Annotated in this window: 25 protein-coding genes and 1 riboswitch; of the genes, 8 read left to right on the forward strand and 17 right to left on the reverse strand. The window is 70.9% G+C overall.

What is annotated here, in order from left to right; translation table 11 throughout:
• The 4 genes from thiS to FHS00_RS07375 all read right to left on the reverse strand — a co-directional run bounded on the left by thiS (position 1) and on the right by FHS00_RS07375 (position 3,637).
• The gene (gene thiS, locus FHS00_RS07360) at positions 1-198 is read right to left on the reverse strand and encodes a sulfur carrier protein ThiS (RefSeq protein WP_183471379.1); all 198 of its coding nucleotides are present in this window, start codon (positions 196-198) and stop codon (positions 1-3) included.
• Positions 182-1,153 carry an FAD-dependent oxidoreductase gene (locus FHS00_RS07365; RefSeq protein WP_183471381.1) on the reverse strand — a complete coding sequence of 324 codons (972 nt, stop codon included), beginning with the start codon at positions 1,151-1,153 and terminating at the stop codon, positions 182-184. The genes thiS and FHS00_RS07365 overlap by 17 nt, the downstream gene beginning before the upstream one ends.
• Positions 1,150-1,950 carry a bifunctional hydroxymethylpyrimidine kinase/phosphomethylpyrimidine kinase gene (thiD, locus tag FHS00_RS07370; protein ID WP_183471383.1) on the reverse strand — a complete coding sequence of 267 codons (801 nt, stop codon included), beginning with the start codon at positions 1,948-1,950 and terminating at the stop codon, positions 1,150-1,152. The genes FHS00_RS07365 and thiD overlap by 4 nt, the downstream gene beginning before the upstream one ends.
• A 51-nt stretch (positions 1,951-2,001) precedes the next feature.
• Positions 2,002-2,100, reverse strand: a riboswitch (TPP riboswitch).
• Positions 2,101-2,200: 100 nt separating this feature from the next.
• Entirely contained in the window at positions 2,201-3,637 is a 1,437-nt protein-coding gene (locus FHS00_RS07375; RefSeq protein WP_183471385.1) for a helix-turn-helix domain-containing protein, read from the reverse strand.
• 158 nt (positions 3,638-3,795) lie between these two features.
• Between FHS00_RS07375 and FHS00_RS07380 the strand changes: the two genes are divergently transcribed.
• Positions 3,796-5,319 (forward strand): aldolase/citrate lyase/malate synthase family protein, encoded by a 1,524-nt coding sequence (locus tag FHS00_RS07380; RefSeq protein WP_183471387.1) that lies wholly within the window; start codon positions 3,796-3,798, stop codon positions 5,317-5,319.
• A 63-nt stretch (positions 5,320-5,382) separates the two neighbouring features.
• Positions 5,383-7,011 carry an isocitrate lyase gene (locus FHS00_RS07385; RefSeq protein ID WP_221188754.1) on the forward strand — a complete coding sequence of 543 codons (1,629 nt, stop codon included), beginning with the start codon at positions 5,383-5,385 and terminating at the stop codon, positions 7,009-7,011.
• 74 nt (positions 7,012-7,085) lie between these two features.
• Here FHS00_RS07385 and FHS00_RS07390 read toward each other — a convergent pair whose 3' ends face one another.
• From FHS00_RS07390 to FHS00_RS07405, 4 genes are all read right to left on the reverse strand, one after another.
• Positions 7,086-7,736, reverse strand: coding sequence for a hypothetical protein (locus tag FHS00_RS07390; protein WP_183471389.1), 651 nt, complete (start codon positions 7,734-7,736; stop codon positions 7,086-7,088).
• A 233-nt stretch (positions 7,737-7,969) separates the two neighbouring features.
• The gene (locus FHS00_RS07395; protein WP_183471391.1) at positions 7,970-8,587 is read right to left on the reverse strand and encodes a hypothetical protein; all 618 of its coding nucleotides are present in this window, start codon (positions 8,585-8,587) and stop codon (positions 7,970-7,972) included.
• A 74-nt stretch (positions 8,588-8,661) separates the two neighbouring features.
• Complete coding sequence (locus tag FHS00_RS07400; protein ID WP_183471393.1) at positions 8,662-9,831, reverse strand: acetyl-CoA acetyltransferase; 1,170 nt, start codon at positions 9,829-9,831, stop codon at positions 8,662-8,664.
• 83 nt (positions 9,832-9,914) lie between these two features.
• The gene (locus FHS00_RS07405; RefSeq protein ID WP_183471395.1) at positions 9,915-10,346 is read right to left on the reverse strand and encodes an Lrp/AsnC family transcriptional regulator; all 432 of its coding nucleotides are present in this window, start codon (positions 10,344-10,346) and stop codon (positions 9,915-9,917) included.
• A gap of 123 nt (positions 10,347-10,469) precedes the next feature.
• On the opposite strand from FHS00_RS07405, the gene FHS00_RS07410 reads away from it, so the two are divergent.
• Entirely contained in the window at positions 10,470-11,525 is a 1,056-nt protein-coding gene (locus FHS00_RS07410; protein WP_183471397.1) for an ornithine cyclodeaminase, read from the forward strand.
• Here FHS00_RS07410 and FHS00_RS07415 read toward each other — a convergent pair.
• From FHS00_RS07415 to FHS00_RS07430, 4 genes are all read right to left on the reverse strand, one after another.
• Positions 11,522-11,926 carry a type II toxin-antitoxin system VapC family toxin gene (locus FHS00_RS07415; protein ID WP_221188755.1) on the reverse strand — a complete coding sequence of 135 codons (405 nt, stop codon included), beginning with the start codon at positions 11,924-11,926 and terminating at the stop codon, positions 11,522-11,524. The genes FHS00_RS07410 and FHS00_RS07415 overlap by 4 nt on opposite strands.
• A complete protein-coding gene (locus FHS00_RS07420; RefSeq protein ID WP_183471399.1) occupies positions 11,923-12,171 on the reverse strand; it encodes a type II toxin-antitoxin system Phd/YefM family antitoxin in 249 nt (82 codons plus the stop codon). The genes FHS00_RS07415 and FHS00_RS07420 overlap by 4 nt, the downstream gene beginning before the upstream one ends.
• A 52-nt stretch (positions 12,172-12,223) precedes the next feature.
• Positions 12,224-13,456, reverse strand: a complete 1,233-nt coding sequence (locus tag FHS00_RS07425) for a urate hydroxylase PuuD (protein ID WP_183471401.1) — start codon at positions 13,454-13,456, stop codon at positions 12,224-12,226.
• A gap of 124 nt (positions 13,457-13,580) precedes the next feature.
• Complete coding sequence (locus FHS00_RS07430) at positions 13,581-14,612, reverse strand: NAD-dependent epimerase/dehydratase family protein (protein WP_183471402.1); 1,032 nt, start codon at positions 14,610-14,612, stop codon at positions 13,581-13,583.
• Positions 14,613-14,739: 127 nt separating this feature from the next.
• On the opposite strand from FHS00_RS07430, the gene FHS00_RS07435 reads away from it, so the two are divergent.
• Positions 14,740-16,077 (forward strand): DUF2793 domain-containing protein, encoded by a 1,338-nt coding sequence (locus FHS00_RS07435; protein WP_183471404.1) that lies wholly within the window; start codon positions 14,740-14,742, stop codon positions 16,075-16,077.
• Here the strand turns inward: FHS00_RS07435 and FHS00_RS07440 are convergent.
• The 3 genes from FHS00_RS07440 to FHS00_RS07450 all read right to left on the reverse strand — a co-directional run bounded on the left by FHS00_RS07440 (position 16,074) and on the right by FHS00_RS07450 (position 18,600).
• Positions 16,074-17,045 (reverse strand): polysaccharide biosynthesis/export family protein, encoded by a 972-nt coding sequence (locus tag FHS00_RS07440; protein WP_343064591.1) that lies wholly within the window; start codon positions 17,043-17,045, stop codon positions 16,074-16,076. The genes FHS00_RS07435 and FHS00_RS07440 overlap by 4 nt on opposite strands.
• A gap of 230 nt (positions 17,046-17,275) precedes the next feature.
• Positions 17,276-17,770 carry a metal-dependent hydrolase gene (locus tag FHS00_RS07445; RefSeq protein ID WP_183471406.1) on the reverse strand — a complete coding sequence of 165 codons (495 nt, stop codon included), beginning with the start codon at positions 17,768-17,770 and terminating at the stop codon, positions 17,276-17,278.
• An 83-nt stretch (positions 17,771-17,853) separates the two neighbouring features.
• Positions 17,854-18,600: a lysozyme inhibitor LprI family protein gene (locus FHS00_RS07450; RefSeq protein ID WP_183471408.1), complete on the reverse strand. Its 747-nt coding sequence runs from the start codon at positions 18,598-18,600 to the stop codon at positions 17,854-17,856.
• A gap of 136 nt (positions 18,601-18,736) precedes the next feature.
• On the opposite strand from FHS00_RS07450, the gene FHS00_RS07455 reads away from it, so the two are divergent.
• The 3 genes from FHS00_RS07455 (at position 18,737) to FHS00_RS07465 (ending at position 21,298) form a co-directional block, all read left to right on the forward strand.
• Entirely contained in the window at positions 18,737-20,134 is a 1,398-nt protein-coding gene (locus FHS00_RS07455) for a phosphomannomutase (protein ID WP_183471410.1), read from the forward strand.
• Positions 20,135-20,237: 103 nt separating this feature from the next.
• Positions 20,238-20,705 carry a preQ(1) synthase gene (gene queF / locus FHS00_RS07460; protein WP_183471412.1) on the forward strand — a complete coding sequence of 156 codons (468 nt, stop codon included), beginning with the start codon at positions 20,238-20,240 and terminating at the stop codon, positions 20,703-20,705.
• A 203-nt stretch (positions 20,706-20,908) separates the two neighbouring features.
• A complete protein-coding gene (locus FHS00_RS07465; RefSeq protein ID WP_221188756.1) occupies positions 20,909-21,298 on the forward strand; it encodes a DUF2934 domain-containing protein in 390 nt (129 codons plus the stop codon).
• A 150-nt stretch (positions 21,299-21,448) separates the two neighbouring features.
• On the opposite strand, the gene FHS00_RS07470 is transcribed toward FHS00_RS07465, so the two are convergent.
• Together FHS00_RS07470 and FHS00_RS07475 are read right to left on the reverse strand one after the other, a co-directional pair.
• The gene (locus tag FHS00_RS07470) at positions 21,449-22,540 is read right to left on the reverse strand and encodes a ParB/RepB/Spo0J family partition protein (protein ID WP_183471416.1); all 1,092 of its coding nucleotides are present in this window, start codon (positions 22,538-22,540) and stop codon (positions 21,449-21,451) included.
• Between the two features lies 1 nt (position 22,541).
• Positions 22,542-23,837: an AAA family ATPase gene (locus tag FHS00_RS07475; protein WP_183471418.1), complete on the reverse strand. Its 1,296-nt coding sequence runs from the start codon at positions 23,835-23,837 to the stop codon at positions 22,542-22,544.
• Positions 23,838-24,359: 522 nt separating this feature from the next.
• Between FHS00_RS07475 and FHS00_RS07480 the strand changes: the two genes are divergently transcribed.
• Entirely contained in the window at positions 24,360-25,043 is a 684-nt protein-coding gene (locus FHS00_RS07480; protein WP_183471420.1) for a hypothetical protein, read from the forward strand.

Consider the following 25,043-nt stretch of genomic DNA (forward strand, 5'->3'; position numbering starts at 1 on the left):
TCAGCCTCCCTGCATCGGCGCGAGGATCTCGATCCGGTCGCCGGGGGCGAGCCGGGTTTCGGCCCGCGCGGCGGCGGGCACGAAGACCTCGTTATGCGCCGTCGCCACCGCCGCGCCGCCATGGCCGAGCGCCTCAAGCGCCGCCGCCAGCGTGTCGGCCTCGACCTCGCGGGCGCTGCCGTTAACCATGATCCTCATCGCATACCTCCGGTGTGATGCCGTCGCAGAGCCGGTCCGCCACCATCCGGGCCATCGCGGGCGCCAGGAGGAAACCGTGCCGGAACAGGCCGTTGACATGGATGACGCCGCCCCGCCGCCGAATCCGCGGCAGGTTGTCGGCAAAGGCCGGGCGGGCGTCGGCGCCGATCTCCAGCACCTCCGCCGCGCCGAAAGCCGGGTGCAGCGCATAGGCTGCGCTCAGCAGTTCGAGCACCGCCCGCGCCGTCGCCGGACCGCGCCCCTCGCTCTCGATCTGGGTGGCGCCGAGCATGTAGAGCCCCTGCCCGCGCGGCACGATGTAGAGCGGGTGGCGCGGATGTAGCAGCCGCACCGGCCGGGTGATGTCGAGGTCGCGCAGCCGCAGCACGACCATCTCGCCGCGCACCCCGCGCAGATCCGGCAGCGCGTCGCGCGCCGCCAGCCCCCGGCAGTCGATGTCGCCGGGGCCGGGCCGGGCCTCGCCGGTCTCGAAGACCACGCCCTGCGCCGCGAGCCGGGCGCGCAGCCCCGCCAGCGTCGCGCGCGGATCGAGATGCGCCTCCCCGGCGACATGCAGCCCGCGCCGCGCCTGCCCGGCGAGATCCGGCTCCAGCGCCGCGATGCCCTCGGCCTCGAGCGGCGCACCCGGCACCCGCCGGGCAAAGCGTGCGAGCTCGGCCCGGTCGCGGTCGAGCGCCAGCACCAGCGTGCCGCGCCGGATCACCCGCGCGCCCTGCCCCGCCCACCAATCGGCGGCGGCGCGGCCCAGGCGCACCACCGGCTCCTCGGCTGTCTCGCCCTCGCAGTCGGGCGCCAGCATGCCGCCCGCCCACCAAGAGCAGTGATGCGGCCCGGCCTGCCGCTCTCGGTCGATCACCGTGACCGCGCGGCCCCGGCCCGACAGCTCGGCCGCGACCGCGAGGCCCATCACCCCGCCGCCGATCACCCGGATCATCGCCGGCCCTCGTGGAAATGGTCGACCGGGCCGTGGCCCGACCCGATGCCGAGCGCCGCGCCGCCGCGGATCGCCCCCTCGAGCCAGCGCCGGGCACGCTCCAGCGCCGCCTCGGGCGAGCGCCCCAGCGCCATCAGCGCCGCCAGCGCGGCGGCGAGGCTGCAGCCGGTGCCATGGGTGGCGCGGGTGTCGATCCGCGGCCCGGCGGCTTCGACAACCCCGTGACGCGTCACCAGCCGGTCGACGCAGCAGCCGCCCTGCGCATGGCCGCCCTTCATCAGCACCGCGCCCGCGCCAAGGTCGAGCAGCATCCGCCCCTGCGTCACGATCTCCTCGGCGCTCGCGGCCTGCGCCCGTCCGGTGAGCCGCGCCGCCTCGGGCAGGTTCGGCGTCAGCAGCGTCGCGCGCGGGATCAGCCGTGCGATCAGCGCCGCCACCGCCGCGTCGTCGATCAGCGCGTCGCCTGAGGTCGCCACCATGACCGGGTCGAGCACCACCGGCCCGGCATGATCGCCAAGCGCTTCGGCCACCACCTCGATGGTCTCGGCGCGGCCCAGCATGCCGATCTTGATGGCGTCGGGCGGGATGTCGGCCAGCACCGCGGCGATCTGCGCCGCGACCATCTCGGGCGCGACATGCGCCACGCCGCTCACGCCGCGGGTGTTCTGCGCGGTGATCGCGGTGATCGCCGAAGCGCCATAGACGCCGAAGGCGGCGAAGCTCTTGAGGTCGGCCTGGATGCCCGCCCCGCCGCCGCTGTCGGATCCCGCGATGGTTAGGGCCGTCTTGACGCGCATCTCGCTCCCCCTTTCCGGCGGGGGCGCGGACGGACTCCGGGCGCATCTGTCCCGGGTCGCGTCTCCGTTCCCTCCGCCGGTGCTAACCGGATCAGGTTCGATGGGTCGGCATTCGCCTCTCAGCCCTTGCGGGCACCCCAACGGATTCGAGCGCGACGTTAGCCGGGCGTCCCGGTTGACGCAAGGGAGGGGGCTCCGCCCCCGGGCCTCGCGGCCCTCCCCCGGCGTATTTGGGGAATGGTGAAGGGGATCAGCGCTCCCCTTCGAAGCGGTAGATCGCGAGGCCGCGCTCGCTTTCGTCGATCTCGAGCCTGCGATTGACGGGCGCGTGGGCGCGGCTGGCGCAGTTCGGCCGCTCGCACAGGTAGCAGTTGATGCCGATCCCGGTGGGCGTGATCCGGTCGAGATCGAGCCCCTCGGCATGGGCGAGGCGCGGCGCATAGGCGACGTCGCATCCCAGCCCGATCGCCAGCCGCGTGGCCGGCGCGCCGAGCGTGCCGCCATGCCGGGTGACGGTGCGCGCGATCGAGAAGTAGCGCGCCCCGTCGGGCATGGAAATCAGCTGCGTCTGCACCCGGTCGGGCGCCTCGAAGGCGGCGTGGATGTTCCATAGCGGGCAGGTCCCGCCGAAGGAGGAGAAGGGGAATCGCCCGGCGCTGAACCGCTTGGAGATGTTGCCCGCCTGATCGACCCGCACGAAGAAGAACGGGATGCCGCGCGCGCCCTCGCGCTGCAGCGTGGTCAGGCGGTGCGCCACCTGCTCGTAGCTGGTGCCGAAGCGGTGGCCCAGAAGCTCGACATCGTAGCGCGCTGCCTCGCAGGCTGCGAGGAACCGCCCGTAAGGCATCAGAAGGGCTGCGGCGAAGTAGTTGGCGAGCGTCACCCGCGCCAGCGCCAGCGCCGACGGATCGCTCAGCCCGGAGGCCGCGATCTCGTCGGCGATCTCCTGCCCCCGCTCCAGCCGCGCCAGCAGCACCGCCATCTGGAATCGGCGGCTGGGTTGGGCGAGAAGCTCGGACAGCCGAAGCTCGCTGCGATGGGCGACGTGCTGGCGCAACCGCCCGGCCATCACCTCCGAGGGCAGGATCCGCACCCTGATGCCATGCGCGCGCAGCCGCTCGGTCAGCGCGACATGCGGCTCCGAGCGGTGCAGCTGCATCTCTTCGGCGGTGGCCTCGGCGGCGCGGTCGAGCGCGTCGACATGGTTGCGCCGCTCGAACAGCCAGGCCCGCACGGCCTGCACCGCGCGCGAGCCTTCCTCGAGCACCTCGACCTTGTCGCGGTCGGCGAGCGGGTTGGCGTCGGTCTGGCGGGCCAGCACCAGCTGCCGGTAGCGGTCGTGCAGCCGCACCAGCGCGGCGGCGACGTTCGGCGCGGCCGAGAGCGCCTGCTCGATCTCGACCCGGCCGACATCCGCCTCCAGCGCCGGATCCTTGAGCGCTGCGGTCAGGTCGGCGGCGAGCTGCGCGTCGGTCTCCGGGGCCAGCTCGCTGACATTGATGTCGAAGGCTTCGGCCAGCCGCATCAGCAACTTGGCCGAGGCCGGGCGCTGGTTGCCCTCCATCAGCGTGACATAGCTGGCCGAGACGCCGAGCCGGCCGGCCATTTCGGCCTGTGTCAGCCCGAGCGAGACGCGCAGCGCCTTGAGCCGGGGGCCGATCAGGAGTTTTTCGCCGCGATCGCTCATTTCATGACTAACAATGTTTCACCAATCCCGCTGACATAACTTACAAGATTACCCGTTCGCAACAAAATTATGCTGCACGCGCGTCATGACCACACTAACCTTACAGACAGCAAGGCACCGATCCTCCCTTCGGCGCCACAACTGGAAAGGTCACGCAGATGCCTCTCGATCTCGTCCCCGCCCCCGCAGCGCCCAGGCCGGTCCTGCTGCGCGACGTGCCGGGCGCCGACCGCGTCCTGACCGACGACGCGCTGGCCCTCGCCGCCGAACTGCAGACCCGCTTCAACCCCAAGATGCAGGCGCTCTCGGTCGCCCGCGACCGCCGTCAGGAACGCGCCGACGAAGGCCGTCTGCCCGACTATCTCGAGGAGACCACCGGCATCCGCAAGGGCATCTGGTCCTGCGCCGCAGCCCCCGAGAGCCTGCGCGACCGCAGGCTCTGCCTCGCCGCCGCCGCCGAGGCGGGCGCGCTGGCCCAGGCCCGCGCCGCCGGGGCCTCGGCGCTGCTCGTCGATCTCGACGAGGCGACCGCGCCGGGCTTTGCCAACCTCGTCGCCGGCATCGCCGCCCTGGCCGAGGCGCCCGACGACCACACGCCGATGCTGATCCGCACCCGGCCGCTGGAGCGCGACGAACCGGCTCTGCTGATCGGCGGCCACCCGGTTTCGGCCGGGCTGTTCGACCTGGCGCTGATCATGGCCCATCTGGCGACGCCGCTCGCGGCCCGCGACATGGGGCCGAACCTGCAGCTCGGCGGCATCGACGGCCACCGCGAGGCGCGGCTGTGGAGCGAGATCCTCGCCCTTGCCGAGGAGCGCGACGGGCTGGCGCCGAACACGATCCGGGTCGAGGTCTCGCTCGAGACCGTCACCGCCGGCTTCGAGATGGACGAGATCCTGTGGGAGCTGCGCGACCGCGCGATCGGCCTGACCATGCGCCGCGCGCCGCTCACCGCCTCCTATCTGCGGCTGATGCGGTCCCATCCCGACGCCGTGCTGCCTGCGCTGCTCGACCCCGAGGCGGCGTTCCTGGGCACTTGCGCGGCGCGGATGGTCAAGGTCGCCCATCGCCGCGGCACCCATGCCATCGCCGAGGCACCCGAAGGCAGCGACCCCGCCACCTTGCGCCGGCCGCTCGACGAGGGCTGCGACGGGCTGCGGATCGACGGCCCCGACCGGATCGCGGCGGCGCGCGAGGCGATCGCCCGCGCCCTGCCCGGCGCCCACCAGATCGGACGCCCGCGCCAGTATTTCCGGATCAGCCCCGAGATGCTGCTCAAGCCGCATGCCGGGCCGGTCACCGAGCAGGGCCTGCGCGCGACGGTGCATGTCGCCATCGCGGCGCTGGCCGCCTGGATTGCCGGGCGCGGCCCGGTCCGGATCGGCGACAGCCTGCACGGTCTCGCCTCCGCCGATCTCGCCCGGGCCCGGCTCGGCCAGTGGCTGGCGCATGGCGCCATGGTCGAGATGGAGGGCGGCGACTCGCGCCGCATGACCGCCGACTGGCTCGCCGCGCTGATCCACGAGGAGATCGTGAGCCTGGTGGAGTGGCTGGGACCGCACAGCTTCCATCGCGGACGCTACGCCTCGGCCGCCCGGATCGTCCAGGAATCGGCCTGCGCCAGCCCGCAGCCGGACCACGTCGCGCGGCTTGCCGCGCCGCTCCTCGACACGCTCGACTGACATCCCGCCGGGGGCCCGGCCCCCGGCACCTCCCCCCCTTTCCATCCGAAGGACCGACCGACCATGACCGACATGACCCCGACCCGCCGCAAGAGCTATGCCGAGCGCCGCGCCGCGTTGCAGGCCCGCTTCCCGAAGGGGAGCGCCCCCGGCGGCGTCGCCATCGACGACATCCTGCAGCTGCAGATGCAGAACACCTACAACACCCATCTCGAGATCGCCCGCGAGATGGCGAAGGTGATGCGCGCCGACATGGCCGCCTATGACGCCGATCCCGAGCATTTCACCCAGAGCCTCGGCTGCTGGTCGGGCTTTCACGCCCAGCAGATGATCCGTTCGGTCAAGCGGCTGCGCGGCACCACCAAGGGCGCCTATGTCTATCTCTCCGGCTGGATGGTCGCGGGCCTGCGCAACCGCTGGGGCCACCTGCCCGACCAGTCGATGCACGAAAAGACCGCCGTGGCCGACCTGATCGAGGAGATCTACGTCTCGCTGCGCCAGGCCGACGAGGTCGAGCTCAACGACCTGTTCCGGGCCCTCGACAAGGCGCGCGAGAGCGGCGACGCCCAGGCCGAGCGTGACGCGGTCACCGCGATCGACAATTTCGAGAGCCACGTCGTGCCGATCGTCGCCGATATCGACGCGGGCTTCGGCAACGAGCACGCGACCTACCTGCTCGCCAAGGAGCTGATCAAGGCCGGCGCTTGCTGCCTGCAGATCGAGAACCAGGTCTCCGACGCCAAGCAATGCGGCCATCAGGACGGCAAGGTCACGGTCCCGCGCGAGGATTTCATCGAGAAGCTGCGCGCCTGCCGCATGGCCTTCGAGGAGCTGGGCGTTACTGAGGGCGTGATCGTCGCGCGCACCGACAGCCTCGGCGCCGGGCTGACCCAGAAGCTTCCGGTGAGCCAGGCCCCCGGCGACCACGCCTCCGAATACCTCAAGTGGATCGAGACCGAGCGCTTCGACGGCCAGCCTTCCGAAGGCGAAATCGCGTTGTGGCGCGACGGTGGCTGGGCCAAGCCTGCGCGGCTGCCGAACGGCCTCGTGCGCTTCAAGGAGGGCACCGGCCGGGCGCGGGTCATCGAGGATTGCGTGGCCTCGCTCAATGATGGTGGCGCCGACCTGATCTGGATCGAGACCGATACCCCCAACGTCGCCGAAATTGCGGGCATGGTCGCCGAGATCCGCGAGAAGGCGCCCCACGCCAAGCTGGTCTACAACAACTCGCCCTCCTTCAACTGGACCCTGAACCTGCGCAAGCAGGTGCGCGAGGACTGGATCGCCGAGGGCCGGATCGCCGAGACCGACTACCCGGACGGCACCCAGCTGATGAAGGCCGATTACGACGACACCGATCTGGGGCGCGAGGCCGATGCGCGGCTCAAGCGGTTCCAGTACGACATCTCGACCAAGGCGGGCGTGTTCCACAACCTGATCACCCTGCCGACCTTCCACCTGACCGCCAAATCGGTGGACGAGCTGTCGCGCGGCTATTTCGGCGAGGACCGGATGCTGGCCTATGTCGCCACCGTGCAGCGCGAGGAGATCCGGCGCGGCATCTCGGCGGTCAAGCACCAGCACGAGGTCGGCTCGGATCTGGGCGATACCTTCAAGGAGATGGTCGGTGGCGACCGGGCGCTCAAGGCGGGCGGCCATGCCAACACGATGAACCAGTTCGCCGCCGAATGAGAGCTTCCGCCGGTCGGGCCTGACCGGCGGACGAAGGATCGGGCCGGGGCCAAGCGCCCCGGCCCGATCGCGTGTCAGGCGGCGATGTCGGCCCGCTCGCCGGTCGAGGCGCCCGCTTTCGCGGCGGCGCCATAGGCCGCATCGGCCCGCGCGCTGCTCTGCGCACTGATCGGCGCGACGCCCAGATCGCTCTTGGCCGGCGCCCCGATCGAGGCCACGACGTTCTCCATTCGGGCATTGTTCTGCGCCTGGATCGCCGCCGCGCGCGCGACGGCAATGTCGGCGTCCCCGGCCTCTTCCGTCTCGATGGCGACGCTCTCACCCGCAGCCGGTGCCACGGTGGCTCCGGCTTTCGATCCGGTAAGGTTCGACACGGCGGCGGCGACGCGATCGGTCACGACCTGGGCCTCGTCGGCGACCTGAGCGACGCTGGCGGTCACGGGTGCGGTTGCGGTCTCGGCGGTCTCGGCGGCGGGCGCGGCCACGGCGGTCGTCGCCGCGGCAGGCGCCGCGACGGCGGCTTCGGTGGAGACGGCAGCAGGGGCAGCGGCGGCGGCCTCGGAGATCTCGATCTGGATCGCCGGGCTGCTGGCGGTGTCGGCCTTCGGCGCCGGAGCCGGCGCGTCGGCCTGCTTCGCGGCCTCCTTCTGCGCGGCGCGGGCCTCTTTCATCGCCTGCTGTGCGGCCTTCCAGAGGCCGTCGAATGCTTTGGTATCAATCTTCATGGGCGTTGCGGCCTCTTGGGAGTGACGATGAGGCCAAGTAGCGCGCCAATTGCGGCGGAAACCGCACAGCAATGGGACTATACGAAAGCATGGGCTATACTGTCGGATAGCGTACCCAACACAACCTTTAGGATAGGTCCTCTTGGGTCACCTCCCGAGCGTGGCGAAACAGCACGTCTCGACGGCGGCGTCCATGCCGGACACCGCCGCCGGAGTGCCTTCACCGCACCGGTTCAGTCGGCGGCAAAGCAGTAGAACAGCCCGTCGCCGCCCGTGCCCTGCAGCGCCTCGAGCCCGCAGCCGCGCGAGGGGTGCGAGGCGTTCCAGGACCGCGCCGCCTCCGAGTCGTCGAGCCCCATCCGGTCGTGATGCCCGACCATGGCCGAGCCCTCGCCGCTGCTGGTCCAACCCTCGCAGGTCTCGGCCGCCGCCATCCCGTCGGCCATCGTGCCGGTGAGGATGTCGTGCCGGTTCGGGGTGTCGCCGCGGCCATTCACCATCGCCCCGGTCTCGTCGAGCCCGGTCTCCTTGGAGATCATGTTGCCCTCGCCATGCAGCGCGTCGAGATCGGCGGCGATCTCGACCCCTTGGGCGTTGTGCCACGGGCCGGTGCCGATCCGGTCGCGCGCGTTCTCCTCCTCGGTCGAGAGATAGGCGCGCCAGTCGCCCGGCGCCCCGACGGCTTCGGCCAGCGCGGCGCAATGCGCATCCGCGCCCTCGAGACCGCCGAGATCGGCCCCCTGCCCGGGGTTGGTGCTGGTCACGAAGAAGCTCATCTCCGCATCCTGCGCCAGCGCCGCACCCCCCGCCCAAAGACAGATCGCGGCGGTCATCATCCTGAAACCGGCCATGTCGTACCTCCTGAATGGATGGCCGATCATAGCATCGCGGCTGCCGCGCCCGGCCCCCGAAGGTCGGTCTAGATCTAACCTACCCTTTCGAGCAGGGAGACATAGCTGGTCACCGCCGCGCCGCCCATGTTGAACACCCCCGCCAGCCGGGCGTCGGGTTTCTGCATGTCGCCGGCCTCGCCGGCGAGTTGCATCGCCGCCATGACATGCATCGACACGCCGGTGGCGCCGATCGGGTGGCCCTTGGACTTCAGCCCGCCGGAGAGGTTGACCGGCAGCCGTCCGTCGCGATGCGTCACCCCCTCCTCGATCACCCGGTGCCCCTGCCCCGGCGCCGCGAGGCCCATCGCCTCGTATTCGATCAGCTCGGCGATGGTGAAGCAGTCATGGGTCTCGACCAGATCGAGATCGTCGAGCGTCAGCCCGCCGCGCTCCAGCGCCTGCGCCCAGGCCCGCCGCGGCCCCTCGAAGGCCAGCGGGTCGCGCCGGCTCATGGCGAGGATGTCGTTGACATGCGACCGGGCGCGGATGGCGATGGCGCGCTGCATGGTCTTGGCGGTCTCGGCATCGGCCAGCACCAGCGCCGCCGCCCCGTCGGAGACCAGCGAGCAGTCGGTCCGCCGCAGGGGCGCCGCGACATAGGGGTTGCGATCCGACACCGCGTTGCAGGCCTCGAAGCCCAGATCCTTGCGCAGATGCGCATAGGGGTTGTGGACCCCGTTGGCGTGGTTCTTGGCCGCGATCCGCGCCAGCGCCTCGGAGCGGTCGCCGTATTTCTGGAAGTAGCCCTGCGCGATCCGGCCGAAGATCCCGGCAAAGCCGCCCGGCGTGTCGCCTTCCTCCTCGCGCCAAGAACAGCCGAGCAGGATGTCGCCCACCTCCGTTCCCGGCGTCGCGGTCATCTTCTCGGCGCCGACCACCAGCGCGATCCGGCCCCGCCCGGCGGCGATGAAATCCATCGCGCCGTTGAGCGCGGCCGAGCCGGTGGCGCAGGCGTTCTCGTAGCGCGTCGCCGGCGCGTGGCGCAGCCCGTCATGGCCCATCGCCACCAGCGAGGCCTGGAAATCCTGCCGCGAAAAGCCGTTGTTGAAGACGCCGACAAAGACCCCGTCGACCTCCTCGGCGCCGATCCCGGCATGCTCCAGCGCCGGGCCGGTCACCTCGGCCATCAGCGCCGCCGTGTCCGGCGCCGCGCTCTTGCCGAAGACGCTGTGCGCCCAGCCCACGATCCGTGCTTCGGTCATCCTCGTTCCTCCCGTTGCTGCCGCCTCCCCGCGGCGCCGCCATGCTCTGCCAGCCGGGCGGCGCTGGCAAGCCCGCCCCGCCGTCAGCCGCCGGCGCGCCCGAGCAGCAGGCAGGTCTCCGAGTTCAGCACGCCGGGAATCTCGCGGATGTCGTTCAGCACCTGGTCGAACTCGGCCAGCGAGGCGACCTCGATCCGCGCCACGAGATCCCAGGCGCCGTTGGTGGAATGCAGCTCGGAGACCTGCCGCATCCGCCGCAGCCGGGCCGCGACGCCGCGCGCCTGCGGGCCCTGCAGCTCGATCAGCATCACCGCGCGCACCATGTCGTCGGCATCCGGCGCGCCCAGCTCGACCGTGAATCGGCGGATCGCGCCCGAGGCGCGCAGCCGCTCGATCCGGGCGCTGACCGTGGCGCGCGAGATGCCCAGTTCGGCGGCGAGGGCGACCACCGGCATGCGGGCATCCTGCTGCAGCAGGCTCAGCAGGCGGCGATCGGTGGGATCGGGCGGCGTCATTTGGCAAATCGTCGGTTCATGCCGCAGTTTGTAGAAAGAACCGCGCGTCCTGCGCAATCCGCCCCCTCCCCGAAACGGCGGAAATGTCTCAGGATCGGCGCAAAAGCCCCGAAGGAGTGACAGATGACCGACGCCCCCGCCCCCTCCCGTCTCGCCATGGTGCCCTTCGTCTCGGTGGCGCGGATGATGGAAATGGTGAACGCGATCGGCCCGCGCCGGATGATGGCCGAGCTGGCTGAGTACATCGAAGAGGATTTCCGTCGCTGGGAGCGGTTCGACAAGACGCCGCGCGTCGCCTCGCATTCGCCCGAGGGCGTGATCGAGCTGATGCCGACCTCTGACGGCGAGACCTACGGCTTCAAATACGTCAACGGCCACCCTTCGAACCTCAAGCGCGGCTTCCAGACCGTCACCGCCTTCGGCGTGCTGGCGCGGGTCGACAACGGCTACCCGGTGCTGCTCTCCGAGATGACGGTGCTGACCGCGCTCAGGACCGCGGCCACCTCGGCCGTGGCGGCGCGCCATCTCGCGCCCAAGGGCGCCAAGACCCTCGCGCTGATCGGCGCCGGCGCGCAATGCGAATTCCAGGCGCTGGCCTTCCAGGAGATGCTCGGCATCGAGAAGATCCGGATTTACGACATCGACCCGGCAGCGACGCGCAAGGCCGCGGCCAATCTCGCCGAGAGCGGCCTCGACATCACCCCCTGCCAGAGCGGCGAGGAGGCGGTGGCCGGGGCGCAGATCATCACCACCTGCACCGCCGATAAGCAATACGCGACGATCCTGACCGACAACATGGTCGGCGCGGGCGTGCACATCAACGCGATCGGCGGCGACTGCCCGGGCAAGACCGAGCTGCATCGCGACATCCTGCTGCGCTCTGAGATCTTCGTCGAATACCCGCCCCAGACCCGGATCGAAGGCGAGATCCAGCAGCTCGACCCCGACCACCCGGTGACCGAGCTGTGGCGGGTCATCACCGGCCAGTCAGAGGGTCGGCGCGGCCCCGACCAGATCACCCTGTTCGACAGCGTCGGCTTCGCGACCGAGGATTTCTCGGCGCTGCGCTACGTGCGCGACCAGCTCGACCGGACCGGCCATTACGAGATGCTTGATCTCTTGGCCGACCCGGACGACACCCGCGACCTCTACGGCATGGTGATGCGGGCCAAGGGCTAGAACGGATCGAGCAGCGCCACCCCGGTCGGCTCGAAATCCGAGACGTTGCCGGTGACCACCGTGGCGCCATGGGCAAGCGCCGTGGCGGCGATCATCAGATCGGCGCCGCCATGGCCGATCTCGGCCGAGAGCCGCCCCCAGATCCGCGCCTCCTGCGGCCCGAAGGGCAGGATGCGGTCGGAAAAGAGCCGTGCGGTCCGGTCGAGCCAGTCGCGCAGATCGGCGGCGAAGCCGGGGTCGCGCCCCTCCTGCCGGGCGATGCCGCGCTCGATCTCGCCCAGCGTGACGGCGCTGAGGAACAGCGAGTCCTCGGGCTGGGCGCGCAGCCAGGCGGCGACGGCGGGCGCGCGGCCGTCGCGCCGCACCGCCGAGATCACGTTGGTATCAAGAAGATAGATCAAAACGCCACGTCGCGGGGCAGCGCCTGCGCCCGGTCCGGGCTTTCCGCCATGCCGGGAAAATCGAGCAGATGCTCGGCGAAGCTGCCCCGCTCCGCTCCCGCCGCCGCGACGAGCCGCGCATATTCGGCGGCCGAAAGCACGACCACCGCCGGTTTGCCGCGCCGCGAGACCTCCTGCGGCGCCCCGGCGAGCGCCGCGTCGACCACGGCGCTGAAGCGGTTCTTGGCGTCCTGCAGGCTCCACATATCCGAACTCCTGTCTAGCTACCTGTCTAGATAGGACGCCCGGACCGCGCGATCAAGCCCCCTGCCCCGCCCGGAACCAGCGCACCAGCTTGGCGCGGTCGGCCTCCGAAATCTCGGTGACGTTGGCGGGCGGCATGGCGTGGCTGACCCCCGCCTGCAGGTAGATCGCGCGGGCGTTCTGCGCGATGTCCTGCGGCGTCTCCAGCACCACCCCCTTCGGGGCCCAGCGGATGCCGTCCCAGACCGGCTCGCGCGCGTGGCACATCGAGCAGCGTCCGATCACGATCTGCTCCGCCTCGTGGAAGCCCTCCGCCTCCGCGAAGCGCTGCTCATAGGCGGTCATGGGCCGCGCCTCGGCCTCCTCGTAGCTGCCCCACATCGGCGCGGTCGACAGCCAGGCGAGGATCAGGAACAGGATGACGGTCACGCCCCAGGTCCAGTGCGGCCCCTTGCCGGTGGCGTGCATGGTGTTGAAGTAGTGCCGGATCGTCACCCCCATCAGGAACACCAGCGCCGCGATGATCCACGAGTAATCCGTGGCGAAGGCCAGCGGGTAGTGGTTCGACAGCATCAGGAACACGACCGGCAGGGTCAGGTAGTTGTTGTGCGTGCTCCGCAGCTTGGCGATCTTGCCGTATTTCGGGTCGGGCTTGCGGCCCGCCTTCAGGTCGGCCACCACGATCCGCTGGTTCGGCATGATGATCAGGAACACGTTGGCGGTCATGATCGTCGCGGTGAAGGCGCCCAGATGCAGCAGCGCCGCGCGGCCGGAAAAGATCTGGTGGTAGCCCCAGCTCATCGCCACCAGCAGCACGAACAGCAGCAGCATCAGCACCGTCGGCCGCTCGCCCAGGGGCGATTTGCACAGCGCGTCATAGACGATCCAGCCGATGGTGAGCGAGCCGGCCGAAAGCGCGATCGCCTGCCAGACAGCGAGATCGGCGCGCGACGGGTCGATCAGGTAGAGCTCGGCCCCAACCCAGTAGACGATCATCAATAGCGCCGCCCCCGACAGCCAGGTGGCGTAGCTCTCCCATTTGAACCAGGTCAGGTGTTCGGGCATCGCCTCGGGCGCCACGAGGTACTTGCGGATGTGATAGAATCCGCCGCCATGCACCTGCCACTCCTCGCCATGCGCGCCGGGCGGCAGATCCGGGGCCTTCCTCAGGCCGAGATCGAGCGCCACAAAATAGAAGGACGACCCGATCCAGGCGATGGCGGTGATGACATGGAGCCAGCGCACGGCGAAGCCAGCCCAGTCCCACAATATCGCAAAATCCTGCATTGCGTTCCCCTGTTACATCCGCCGCAGCCTAGCCGGGCGGGCCGGGCGCGGCCAAGCGGAGCCGCGTCAGAGCTGTTTCAAACGAAACCGGACAATCGCCCGCTGCCGCCGTGGCGGGCGCGGATCAGGCGCCGTGATAGGCGCGGTACCACTCGACGAAGCGCGCCACGCCCTCGGCCAGCGGCGTCTTGGGCAGTGGCCCGATCAGCGCCTCCTGAAGCGTGGTATCGGCCCAGGTCGCGGGCACGTCGCCGGGCTGCATCGGCATCAGGTTGCGCGGGGCTTCGCGCCCCGTCGCCGCCTCGATCGCGGCGATGAAATCCTCGAGCTTCTGCGGCGCGCCATGGCCGAGATTGACCACCCGCCAGGGCGCGACCGGGCTCAGGCTGTCGCCCGCGATCGCGGGGCCCCGCGCGTCGGGCGCCTCGGGCGGCCGCTCGGCCAGCCGGACCAGCCCCTCGACCAGATCGTCGACATAGGTGAAGTCGCGCCGCATCTCGCCGTGATTGTAGACGTCGATCGCCTCCCCCGCGAGGATCGCGCGGGTGAACTTGAACAGCGCCATGTCGGGCCGCCCCCACGGCCCGTAGACCGTGAAGAAGCGGAACATCGTCGTCGGCAGGCCGTAGAGATGGGCGTAGCTATGCGCCATCGCCTCGTTCGCCTTCTTGGTCGCGGCGTAGAAGGACATCGGCAGGTTGGCGGCCATCGTCTCGCGATAGGGCATCTCGTTCTCGGCGCCATAGGCCGAGGAGGTCGAGGCCATCATCAGGTGTCGGCAGGGGTGGCGGCGCAGCGCCTCGATCAGGCGGAAGCTGCCGATCAGGTTGGCCTCAACATAGCTCTCGGGCGCCTCGATCGAATGCCGCACCCCGGCCTGCCCCGCCAGATGCACCACGATCTCGGGCCGGACCCGCTCGACCAGATCGTCGAGCAACCCCGGCGTCTCGATCCGGCCCTCCACCGCCTCGAAGCGCAGGCCGGCGAGCCGGGCGTTGCGCGCCCGCTTGAGCGCGGGGTCGTAGTAGTCGGTCAGCGCGTCGATCCCGGTGACCTCGGCCCCCGCTTCCAGCAGCCGGGCGCAGAGATGGTGGCCGATGAACCCCGCCGATCCGGTGACGAGGACGCGCAAGGCGCGCTGGGGCTGGTCGGTCATGGCGAGGCTCCGGTGCGGGACAGGGGCAGTTACCGCGCCGCCGACGGGGGCGCAACGCGCGCCGCGCTCACCTTCGCTTCGGGCGCGGTGGCTATGATCGCCCCGATGCAACGCCCATGAGGACGCCATGCCCGAGATCTCGGCCATCCTGTCGCTGCCCTATATCCAGCCCGGACAGGCGCAAAAGCACGTCACCCATAACGAGGCGATCAAGCGGCTCGACGCGCTGGTGCAGCCGGTGGTGGCCGATCGCGACCGCGCCGCACCGCCGGACGACCCCGCGCCGGGCGCCCGCCACCTCGTCGCGACCGGGGCGAGCGGCGACTGGGCCGGGCAGTCGGGCCGGATCGCGGTCTGGGACGGCACCGCCTGGGGCTTCGAGACCCCCCTGCCCGGCTGGCGGCTGCACTGTCTCGCCGAAGGAGCCGATCTGCGCTTCGACGGGACCGGCTGGACCGCCGAGGAGGAGCGGCCGCTTCGCGCCGCATCGCTCGGGATCAATACGGGGCCCGATGACACCGACCGGCTCAGCCTCGCGGCGCCCTCGACGCTGCTGAACCACGCGGGCGGCGATCACCGGCTCAAGATCAACCGCGCCGGGGCGGGCGACACCGCCTCGCTGCTGTTCCAGACCGGCTTTGCCGGCGGCGCCGAGATCGGCCTTGCAGGCGGCGCCGGCTTCGCGATCCGGACCAGCGCCGATGGCGCCGACTGGACCACCGCACTCGGCCTCTCGGCCCAGGGTCTCGCCAGCGGCGCGGCGGTGCAATCGGCCCCGGACGACGCGACGCCGGGGCGGCTGATGACGGTCGGGGCCTTCGGGCTGGGTGCCGCGGCACCCGTCCTCCTCGATGCCGACGCGGGGCGTTCGGGCGGCGTCTTCGCCATCGCCCTGCCCGCGACCGGCACCCCGGGTGAAACCTCCGGGCCGGGGCTGCTCTGGGTCGCGGCGGCCGGGCCTGATGCGGCGGCGCAGCGGCTGTGCGAAACCGTGACCGGCCGGGTCTGGCGGCGGGCGCTGGCAGGCGGCGTCTGGCAGGGCTGGCGGCGCGAGATCGGACAGGCCGACCTGCTCGGGCCGGTCTCGCTCGCCGACGGGCTGCCCGGCGGCGCGGTGTTCGACAGCGGCGAGAGCGCCGAGGGCCGCTATCTGCGCTTTGCCGACGGCACCCAGATCGCCTGGACCGGCGCGGCGGGGTTCGCCCGGATCTCCGAGCACCGGCTCGAACATGTCTGGACCTTCCCCGCGCCCTTCGCCGACACGCCGCGGGTCAGCGCCACCCTGCCCGGCGCCGAGGGCGATTTCACCGCGCTCGACCCGGGCGATCTGGGCGGTCTGATGCAGGAGGCGGGGGCGGCCTCGGCGGCGCTGCGGCTGCCGCGCGCCGCCGGCGCCGCGGGTTTCGCCGCCGCGGCGCGGGTCGCCAATGTCGGACTCACCGCTCTGGGGCGGTGGGCGGCCTAGAAGTTGACGCCGACCCGGCTCGCCAACCCGAGGCTGGTGCCGAGGATCGAGAAGATCGTCTGCGCCGAGTTCACCGGGCTTTCGGTGGCATAGACCAGATCACCGGGCAGGATCTCGAACTCGCCGGCGCTGAACAGCCCGTCGGCCGAGGTCAGGTCGATGGTGAACACCACCCGCGACTGATCCGGGCCGGCGGGGCCGGGCGTCACCGCGCTGTCGGGATAGCGGCGCAGCACCAGGATGCCGCCGGGATCGGCGCGGTTGTCGGCCACGCCGCCGATGATCGCCATCGCTTCGAGCGCGTCGAGACGGTCCTCGGTGAAGTAATGCACGCTCTCGCTGCCGGCCGCGCCGAGCGACAGGAACTTGCGGTCATCGGCCTCGACATGGATCTTGTCGCCGCCCTCGAGCGTGGTGTCGAGCCGCGGGTTGTCGAGCAGCCGCTCGACCGAGGTGCCGTAGATCCGCCCGTCGCGGACCAGCCGGATCTGCGGGTTGCGCAGGCTCTTGTCGACGCCGCCGCCCTCGGCGATCAGCCCCATCACCGTGAAGTCGCTGTCGGGCAGCGGGTAGCTGCCGGGGCTGGCGACGCCCGACACCAGGCTCACCGTGTTGCGCCGACCCTCGGTGAAGCCGAGTTGGACCTGCGCCGAGGGCGTCACCTCGGCATATTGCGCCTCGATCCGGTCGCGGGCGGTCTCCGGGCTCATGCCCGACACCTTCACATTGCCGACATAGGGCAGGAAGACCGTGCCCGAGGCGCCGACGCGCTGATTGGGCAGCGACACGAAGCGCTGTCCCGGCACGGTCAGCAGGCCGTTCTCCTCGGTGCTCCAGATCGTGATCTCGAGCGTGTCGCCCGGCGCGATGATCCTCGTCTCGGGCTGGTCGACGCGGTCGATCCAGGCGTGGCCCGTGCCGCCCTGCCCCGGCCAGGCCGCATAGACCGGCAGCAGCGCCCGGGTCACCGGCGCGACCACGAAATCGCGCGGCGCCGCCTCTCCCAGCCGCTGGGTCTCGAGGATCTCGCTGCGCAGCGCAGCGCCGCGCCGCGCGGCAGGCTTTCGCAGCCCGCGGCCAGCAGGACGAGCCCGACGAGGGCGGGGAGACGCAGTGATGCCATGGGGGTTGTCCGCTGCCTGTCTTTGTTTTGGGGCAACCTACCCCAGCCCGGCGCCCAAGGAAACAGCGCCCGCGCCTAGAGCAGCCGCCAGCCGAGCTGTGCGGCATAAAGGGTAGCCCAGGGCAGGATCACCAGATTCTCGAGCGGGCCGTTGACCTTGACCAGCCGCAGCCCGGATTTGCGCTCCGCCAGGGGCCACCACAGCGGCACCCCCGCGCCGCGCGCGGTGAAGCGGGTGCCATGGCCGAAGCTGATCGCGTCGGCCGCGAGGTGGGTGGCGATTCCCGCCCCCAGCGCCAGCGCCACCGGCGCCGACACCATCCACATCAGCGCCGTGACGATCACCAGGAACACCGCCGAATGGGTGCCGCCGCGATGGCCGAAGATCCACAGCACCAGCGTCGAGAGCGGCCAGAGCCTGCGGCCGAGCTTGCTGTAGGGGGTGTCGACATCGGGCAGGATCGCACCGATCAGCGCCGCCGCCATGATCGGCAGCCCCATCCGCGGCGACAGCGCGGCGAGATGCACCCCGGCCACCGCCCCGAGCGCCAGATGCGTGCGTCCCATCATCGCCGTCGATTCGCCTTTCGTTCCGCCGGAAGGGCCGCTTAGGCGGATCGCCGGGCGATGACCACCCCCGACGCGGCGACGGCTCAGCGCGCGGCTTCGGGGATATAGTCGTAGAAGAACAGGTCGCTGCCGATATAGCGCAGCGCGGCTGCCGCGCCCTCGGGCCGGAGCGCCATGAAGGCGATGCCCCGGCCGCGCGCCGCGCGCAGGAACCGGTCGAGCGCCTGGGCACTGGCATCGCCCCATATCCCGTCGACCGGCCCCTCCAGAAGCCCGGCGTCGCGCAGCCGTCCTTGAACGTGACGGCGCCGGTAATCGGGCAGCGCCTTGAACGCCGCCTCGAACGCGGCGTGCCGGCGCGCCGCGTTCCGCGTCGCATCCTCGTCTTCCGCCGAGGCCACGACGGGCGCCTGTCCCTGGAACTGCGCCTGCCCTTGCCCAAGCGCCGCGCGGAGCTCGGCCAGATCCTCATCGGCCGCGTCCGCCTCGGACTCTGCGGCACGGGTGGCGGCGGCGGCCTCGGCGCGGAAGATGCCGATCGTGGTCAGCAGCTGGCGCTCGATGCAGGCGGCGTCGCCGTTGCAGGCCTGCCGCCGTTCGAGCTGGATGTCGGCGATGCGCCGCGCCTCGGCCTCGCCGATCCGGTCGACGAGGTCGTCATAGACCCCGACCATCCGCTTTTCGAGCGAGGCGAGGTCGGGCGAGGCGCAGATCGCGCGCTCGGTCGCGGTTCGGGCCGCACCGCAGTCGAAGGAGGGCTGGGCGGGGGCCGTCACGGGCGCCATCAAGGCCGCGAGGGCGATGGCCGGGGCTGCGAATGATCGGGTCATGTCCAAATTCCTGCGCCGGTAGCGTTGATCACGGGCACAAGGCGCAAGAGCCGCCCCGCGTTCCGCCATCGCGTTGCCGAGCCCGGGCGGCGCTGGCATAGTCGCGGCCAAGCGTTAACCCGTGAACAGGATACCCATGCCCCCCAAATTCGGAACCAGCGGCCTGCGCGGCCTCGTCACCGAGCTGACCGATACGCTCGTCCATGACCACATCCGGGCCTTCCTCGCCGCCTGCCCCGTCGGCGGCGCGGTGCATGTCGGCCGCGACCTGCGCGACAGCTCGCCGCGCATCGCCGAGACCGTGATCGCCGCGGTGCGTGGCGCCGGGCTCCGCGCGGTGGATTGCGGCGCGGTGCCGACGCCGGCGCTAGCGATGGCGGCGATGGCGCGCGGCGCGGCGGCGGTGATGGTCACCGGCAGCCACATCCCCGCCGACCGCAACGGGTTGAAGTTCTACCTGCCCACCGGCGAGATCGCGAAGAGCGACGAGGCGGCGATCCTCGAGGCGCTGCGCAGCGGCGGCGCGCCGGATGCGGCGGAAGGCCAGCTCGAGACCGATCCCGACTGCGCCGCGCGCTATGTCGCGCGCTATGTCGACGGCTTCGGGCCGCAGGCGCTGTCCGGGCTGCGGATCGGTGTCTACCAGCACAGCAGCGTCGCGCGCGACGTGCTGGTCGATATCGTCGAAGGCCTCGGGGCGACGGCGGTGCCGATCGCCCGCTCCGATCGCTTCATCCCGGTCGACACCGAGGCGGTCGATCCCGAGACCCGCGCGGCGCTGGCCGGCTGGGCCGAGGCGCACCGGCTCGACGCGATCATCTCCACCGATGGCGACGCCGACCGGCCGATGGTGACCGACGCGGCGGGGGCGATGATCCCCGGCGACGTGCTCGGCCCGCTGACCGCGCGGCTTCTCGATGCGCGGATGGTGGTGACGCCGGTGTCGTCCAACACGCTGGTCGAGGCGATGCCGGGCTTTGCGCTGCGCCGCACCCGGATCGGCTCGCCCTTCGTGATCGCCGGAATGGAAGCCGCGCTCGAGGCCGACCCTTCGGCGCGGGTGATCGGCTACGAGGCCAATGGCGGCTTTTTGCTGGGCTTTGCCGCGCAGGGCCCGGCGGGCGCGGTCGCGCCGCTGATGACCCGCGATGCGGTGCTGCCGATCGTCGCCCCGCTCGCCGCCGCGCGCGCGGCCGGGCGCGGCCTCGCCGAGCTTGCGGCCGATCTGCCGCCACGCTTCACCGCCGCCGACCGGTTGCAGGAGGTGCCCTCCGAGCGGTCGATGGCGCTGATCGAGAGCCTGCGCGAGAGCGCCGCGGCGCGGGCCGAGTTCTTCGATACCGGCGCGGGCGAGTCCGCGATCGACGAGACCGACGGGCTGCGGGTCCGCTTCGGCAATGGCGAGATCGTGCATTTGCGACCCTCGGGCAACGCGCCGGAATGCCGGCTCTATGCCGAGGCCGACAGCGCCGAGCGGGCGCAGGCGCTGCTCGCGGCGCATCTCGACCGGCTGGGCCAGCGGCTCGCCGGTTGAACCGGCGGCGCGGCGGGGGGCTTGTCGCCCTGCGCCGCGCGCGGCATTAGGCGGATCGCCCCCCTGCCCCCATATGCCGGGGCAGACCGACAGGAGACCCGCCATGTCCGACAAATCCATCTATGACGGCCTGACCATGCTCGGCGGCCAGACCGTGCAGCCGCAATCCCCCGAGGAGGCGGTGCTCGAGCGCGTGCCGAACCCGCAGGCGGATGTCGATTACGCGGTGCGGTTCACCGCGCCGGAGTTCACCTCGCTCTGCCCGCTGACCGGCCAGCCCGACTTCGCGCATCTGGTGATCGACTACGTGCCCGGCGACTGGCTCGTTGAGAGCAAGTCGCTCAAGCTGTTCCTCACCTCGTTCCGCAACCACGGTGCCTTTCACGAGGATTGCAGCGTCTCGATCGCCCGGCGGCTGGTCGACACGCTGGAGCCGAAATGGCTGCGGCTCGGCGGCTACTGGTATCCGCGCGGCGGGATCCCGATCGACGTCTTCTACCAGACCGGCGAGCCGCCCCGCGGCGTCTGGATTCCCGAGCCGGGCGTGGCGGGATATCGCGGACGCGGTTGACCTCCCGTACGCTTCCGCACACAGTTGACCTTGCGTCACGAGGGGCTGGCAATTATTCGAACGGCGCGCGACGCTTAGGTCGCGCCCGTACCGAGGCCGTTCACGGTCCGTTCCGGCGCAAGGTTTGACGCCCGCCATGGCCCGGCTCTCCCCGGCCGCCATGCTCCGGGCAGGATGGAAGTACTCTGGAAGGGAGCACGATGATGGCTGACGATCGCGAGGAGCGGATCCGCAAGCTGGCCTATGAGATGTGGCAGCGCGACGGATCGCCCGAGGGCCAGCACGACCTGCATTGGCACGAGGCCGCGCGCGAGGTCGATGCGCAGATGCAGGACGAAAGCCGCGCCAAGGGCGCCGCGTCGCCCGCGCCGCATCAGGGGGATGAGGGCGGTGCCGGTCTCGGCGGCGCCGAGGTGAGCGGCGCCGGCAAGCCGAAGGCGCCGCGCGCCCGCAAGAGCGCCGCCACCGGCGCGGACGGGGCCGCGAAGCCGGCCCGCAAGGCGGCGGCCAAATCGACCAAGGCCCCGGCCCGCAGCAGCACCCCGCGCAAGCCGCGCGCCAAGAAGGACGCGCCGCCGGGCGACGCCGGCTGACGCAACCCGGACCACGACATTGAAAGGGCCGGTTCCCCACGGGGAACCGGCCCTTTTCTTTTCATCCCTGTCTCGCGGCGTTCCCCGCGGGGAACCCTCCGGGGCGGTGTCACCCGGCGGTCGCGGTTCCCCGCGGGGAACCGGTCCGCATCAGGACCCGTCGAGCGCGTCGAAGAACGCCTCGAAGGCGCGCTGCAGCCGGGCCCGGTCGAGCGCCGAAAAATCGCGCGCCAGCCGCAGCTCGACCCGGCCGTCCGAGGCGGCGATCCGCGCCTCGCCCTCGGGACGCGGCAGCCGCAGCATCGTCTTGGACACCGACTTCGGGCGCGGCTTGACGACCTTCGGGGCGCGCTGGACGAAGTCGCGCAGCACCGCGAGCTCCATCTCGGCGTCGCGCTCGGGCGCGCGCTTGAGCATGCTGATCATATCGTCGCCGAGGATCGGGTCGGCATCGATGATCTTGAACAGCTCCAGTCCCAGCGCGCGCGGGATCGCCTCCGGGAAACGGATCGTCCCCTTGGCCCGCTCCAGCACCCGGGTGAAGCTGCGGATGTAGCTGCGCTTCTGCTTGAGCGCCGAGGTGTAGAGCTCGGTCACCGCGTCATGCGGCTTGATGCCGGTGGACTTGGCGTAGTTCAGCGCCAGCTGCGCCATCTCGCCAAAGGAGATGTCCTTCCGCACCAGGTTCTCGTCGACCATCTTGCGGTAGAGATCGCGCACCGGTTCCCCGCGGGGAACCATCGCCGCCGGGATCCTCGCATAGCGCTGGTCGCCGGTCTGCTCGAGCAGCTCGCGGAAGGCGGTGAGACGGCGGTAGCCCTGGATCAGCTCGTAGCCACCCTGCCCGTCCTGCTCCACCCGGATCGGGTTCGACAGCCCGATCTCCTGGATCGAGGATTTCAGTTCCTCGAGTTCGGGATCGCGACCCGGCGCGCGGTCGCGCACCAGCTTGTCGGTCCGGACAGAAGCGACCGGCACGAGATCGGTGATCAGCCCGAGCTTCTTGAGCCGCACGTGCTCATGCGCCAGCTCGTCGTTCTCGGCCCGGATCGCGGCTTCGGCGGCGGCCCGGCCGCGCGCCGCTTCGGCGGTTTCGGTGATCGCCGAGGCCATCGGGCCGCGCCGCCCGGCGGGCGGGGTCGGCTCCGGCGTCGGGTTCCCCGCGGGGAACCGCTCCGGCGCGGGGGCGTCCTCCGCGTCCGGCGTGAAGTCGATGTCGAACACGCTGCGCTTCTTGGCCATATCAGTCCTCCAGCTTGTCCCAGGCCGCGACCAGCGAGGCGCGGAACTCGTCATAGGCGCGGTCGAAAGAGGCGCGGGCGCGCCGCCATGTCTCGCGGGTCATGTTGCGGTAGTCGATCTCGTAGACCGAACTCAGGAAGCGGCCCGACTGCTCGACCGCGCGGGTCATCTCGATCGGGTGCTCGGCCACTTGTGGACCGAAGACCTTGTGGAAGGCCTGCTGCATCGCACGGTGCAGATCGTTGTTCGGCTCGAACCGGGTGAGCAGGAAACGGATGTCGGCGAAGTGCTTGTCGGGCTCGGTGCCCGGCGGCACCGCGCCGCGGAACCGGCCGAGATCCTCGAGCGCCTCGGCGAGCTGGCCGATGAAGGAGGTGGTCGAGTCGTATTCCCAGTAGCCGGGGCCCGAGGGGATGTAGAGCACGTCGGCGGCGAAGACCGCGTTCATCGACTGGTAGCCGATCGCCGGCGGGCAGTCGAAGATGACGATGTCGTAGGCGTCGTCGGGCAGGTGATCGAGATAGCGGTCGACCGCGGCGAAGAAGGACCATTCCGGGTTCAGGTGCCGGTACTGGGCCGAGGCGAATTCGACGAAGGCGGCGTTGGCGCAGGAGGGGACCAGGTCGATGGTCGGCCAAGAGGTCGGCTTTATGAAGTCGGTGACCCGCAGATCGTTGAGACCCATGCCGGTGACCGAGGGCGGCAGCTTGCGCTCGGGCAGGGCGGTGCCGCTCTCGGCGCCGCGCCCGGCGGCGTTCATCCGCTCGGTCTCGCGGATCAGGTCGCGCGCCATGATCCCCCAGACGGTGTATTCCTCGGCCACGTCCGACAGGCCCATCGAATGCGACAGCGTCGCCTGCGGGTCGAAGTCGACGCAGAGCACCCGGTAGCCGTCGAGCGCGGCGGCATGGGCGAAGTGCAGCGCCACGGTCGACTTGCCGGCGCCGCCCTTGAAGTTGGCGATGGCGGCGCGGATCGCCCGCTTGCCGGCCGGGCGCGGCGGCAGCAGCGGCTTGCCCTTGTGCCGCAGCCGGCGGCGCAGCTCGCCGATCTCCTCGAGCGCGTACCAGCGCTGGCGGCCATCTTCTTCGACCAGCCCCTGCGGCAGCGACGGATCGGCGGCGAGCCGGCCGCGGAAGGTGGAGGGGTTGAGCCCGAGGATCAGCTCGGCCACCTCCCAGCTCGAGAACCGGCGCAGCTTCTTCTCGTTCTCGGGGGAGAAGGTCTGTTGCCGGATATAGCCCTGCATCTTGAGCGACTGCGCCTGCAGCCGGGCCAGGTCGGTATGGGTGAACATGCGGTCTCTGCCCTCCGGTTCCCCGCGGGGAACCGCTCTCGGCCACCCTTGGGAACGCTAATTCTTCTGATGTGGCGATTTACGCGGAGTTTGCCGAAGATGAAAAGCCGTTTATGCTCGGAAATGGCGATTTTGCGTTTTCGATGCGGAGCCTGTGCCACAAGGGCTTCGGTCGATTCGCGGAAGCCTGGTCGAGAGGAAGCAGGCCGCGCCGGAACGGAGCCGGAATTGGGGGGACGGTTTCATCGCCCCGGCGCCGGAATGGGGGACAAAACCGGCGCAATAGGGGACATACTGGCTGTCCCCCAATACCAATACATACCGATTTCCATCCGGAAATGGATTGGGGCCAAACCCCGATCCGGGGACTCGGCTTGACAGAATCGAAAAACCGGACGCAAATCAGGCCAAGGCAGGGAAAGGCGTTGCAAAGACGGGCCACCCTGCGAACGGTGGCGCAGGCCGACGTTCATCCGAGGCAGTGAGTATCCACCCATCCGAGGTGGCAGGACGAGGCGCGCCATGTTGACGACCAGGCCCGTGGGCCGCGGGGCCGCGGCCCGCAAGTATGACATCCTCACCGCGCTCGGCGCGCATGCGCTGGCGGCCGGTCGCTCGGAGCAGATCCTCGCGCTCCGTCTCATCACCCTGATCACCGCACGTTACAACTGGGGCCGCGACGAGCTCACCGTCGGTCAGCGCGAGATCGCGCGGCTGTGGTCGGTCGACGAGCGCACGGTCAAGCGCGAGATGGCCAAGCTCAGGGGGCGCGGCTGGCTCGAGCTGTTGCGCGCCGGGGCGCGGGGCAGGGTGGCGGAATACCGGCTCGGGATCGAGCGTCTGATGCAGGACACCCGGCCGGGCTGGGAGCGGGTCGGCCCGGATTTCGCGCACCGGCTCGAGGAGACGCCCGCCGACGACAAGGTCGTGCCGCTGCCGCTGAGGGGCGAGGTACCGCCGCCAGACCCGTCGGATGGCAGCGAATGGTCGCTGGCCCGCACCGTGCTGCATGCCGAGGAGCCGGGGCTCTATGCCTCGTGGATCCGGGCGCTGACCCGAACCGGCAGGGCAGGGGGGCGGCTGACGCTCGCGGCGCCGTCGCGGTTTCACGCCGCCTATGTCGAAACCCATCTGACGGCGCGGCTGCTCGCGGCCTGCCGCGCCGTCGATGATGGTGTCACCGAGATCGTGCTGACCGTCGGCTGA

It is taken from the genome of Limimaricola variabilis (assembly GCF_014195545.1).
GTDB lineage: Bacteria > Pseudomonadota > Alphaproteobacteria > Rhodobacterales > Rhodobacteraceae > Limimaricola > Limimaricola variabilis.

Excerpts from the sequence above, each read along its gene's own strand:
- thiS (WP_183471379.1), bottom strand. The coding sequence starts at position 198 with ATGAGGATCATGGTTAACGGCAGCGCCCGCGAGGTCGAGGCCGACACG.
- FHS00_RS07365 (WP_183471381.1), bottom strand. The coding sequence starts at position 1,153 with ATGATCCGGGTGATCGGCGGCGGGGTGATGGGCCTCGCGGTCGCGGCC.
- thiD (WP_183471383.1), bottom strand. The coding sequence starts at position 1,950 with ATGCGCGTCAAGACGGCCCTAACCATCGCGGGATCCGACAGCGGCGGC.
- FHS00_RS07375 (WP_183471385.1), bottom strand. The coding sequence starts at position 3,637 with ATGAGCGATCGCGGCGAAAAACTCCTGATCGGCCCCCGGCTCAAGGCG.
- FHS00_RS07380 (WP_183471387.1), top strand. The coding sequence starts at position 3,796 with ATGCCTCTCGATCTCGTCCCCGCCCCCGCAGCGCCCAGGCCGGTCCTG.
- FHS00_RS07385 (WP_221188754.1), top strand. The coding sequence starts at position 5,383 with ATGACCGACATGACCCCGACCCGCCGCAAGAGCTATGCCGAGCGCCGC.
- FHS00_RS07390 (WP_183471389.1), bottom strand. The coding sequence starts at position 7,736 with ATGAAGATTGATACCAAAGCATTCGACGGCCTCTGGAAGGCCGCACAG.
- FHS00_RS07395 (WP_183471391.1), bottom strand. The coding sequence starts at position 8,587 with ATGGCCGGTTTCAGGATGATGACCGCCGCGATCTGTCTTTGGGCGGGG.
- FHS00_RS07400 (WP_183471393.1), bottom strand. The coding sequence starts at position 9,831 with ATGACCGAAGCACGGATCGTGGGCTGGGCGCACAGCGTCTTCGGCAAG.
- FHS00_RS07405 (WP_183471395.1), bottom strand. The coding sequence starts at position 10,346 with ATGACGCCGCCCGATCCCACCGATCGCCGCCTGCTGAGCCTGCTGCAG.
- FHS00_RS07410 (WP_183471397.1), top strand. The coding sequence starts at position 10,470 with ATGACCGACGCCCCCGCCCCCTCCCGTCTCGCCATGGTGCCCTTCGTC.
- FHS00_RS07420 (WP_183471399.1), bottom strand. The coding sequence starts at position 12,171 with ATGTGGAGCCTGCAGGACGCCAAGAACCGCTTCAGCGCCGTGGTCGAC.
- FHS00_RS07425 (WP_183471401.1), bottom strand. The coding sequence starts at position 13,456 with ATGCAGGATTTTGCGATATTGTGGGACTGGGCTGGCTTCGCCGTGCGC.
- FHS00_RS07430 (WP_183471402.1), bottom strand. The coding sequence starts at position 14,612 with ATGACCGACCAGCCCCAGCGCGCCTTGCGCGTCCTCGTCACCGGATCG.
- FHS00_RS07435 (WP_183471404.1), top strand. The coding sequence starts at position 14,740 with ATGCCCGAGATCTCGGCCATCCTGTCGCTGCCCTATATCCAGCCCGGA.
- FHS00_RS07445 (WP_183471406.1), bottom strand. The coding sequence starts at position 17,770 with ATGATGGGACGCACGCATCTGGCGCTCGGGGCGGTGGCCGGGGTGCAT.
- FHS00_RS07450 (WP_183471408.1), bottom strand. The coding sequence starts at position 18,600 with ATGACCCGATCATTCGCAGCCCCGGCCATCGCCCTCGCGGCCTTGATG.
- FHS00_RS07455 (WP_183471410.1), top strand. The coding sequence starts at position 18,737 with ATGCCCCCCAAATTCGGAACCAGCGGCCTGCGCGGCCTCGTCACCGAG.
- queF (WP_183471412.1), top strand. The coding sequence starts at position 20,238 with ATGTCCGACAAATCCATCTATGACGGCCTGACCATGCTCGGCGGCCAG.
- FHS00_RS07465 (WP_221188756.1), top strand. The coding sequence starts at position 20,909 with ATGGCTGACGATCGCGAGGAGCGGATCCGCAAGCTGGCCTATGAGATG.
- FHS00_RS07470 (WP_183471416.1), bottom strand. The coding sequence starts at position 22,540 with ATGGCCAAGAAGCGCAGCGTGTTCGACATCGACTTCACGCCGGACGCG.
- FHS00_RS07475 (WP_183471418.1), bottom strand. The coding sequence starts at position 23,837 with ATGTTCACCCATACCGACCTGGCCCGGCTGCAGGCGCAGTCGCTCAAG.
- FHS00_RS07480 (WP_183471420.1), top strand. The coding sequence starts at position 24,360 with ATGTTGACGACCAGGCCCGTGGGCCGCGGGGCCGCGGCCCGCAAGTAT.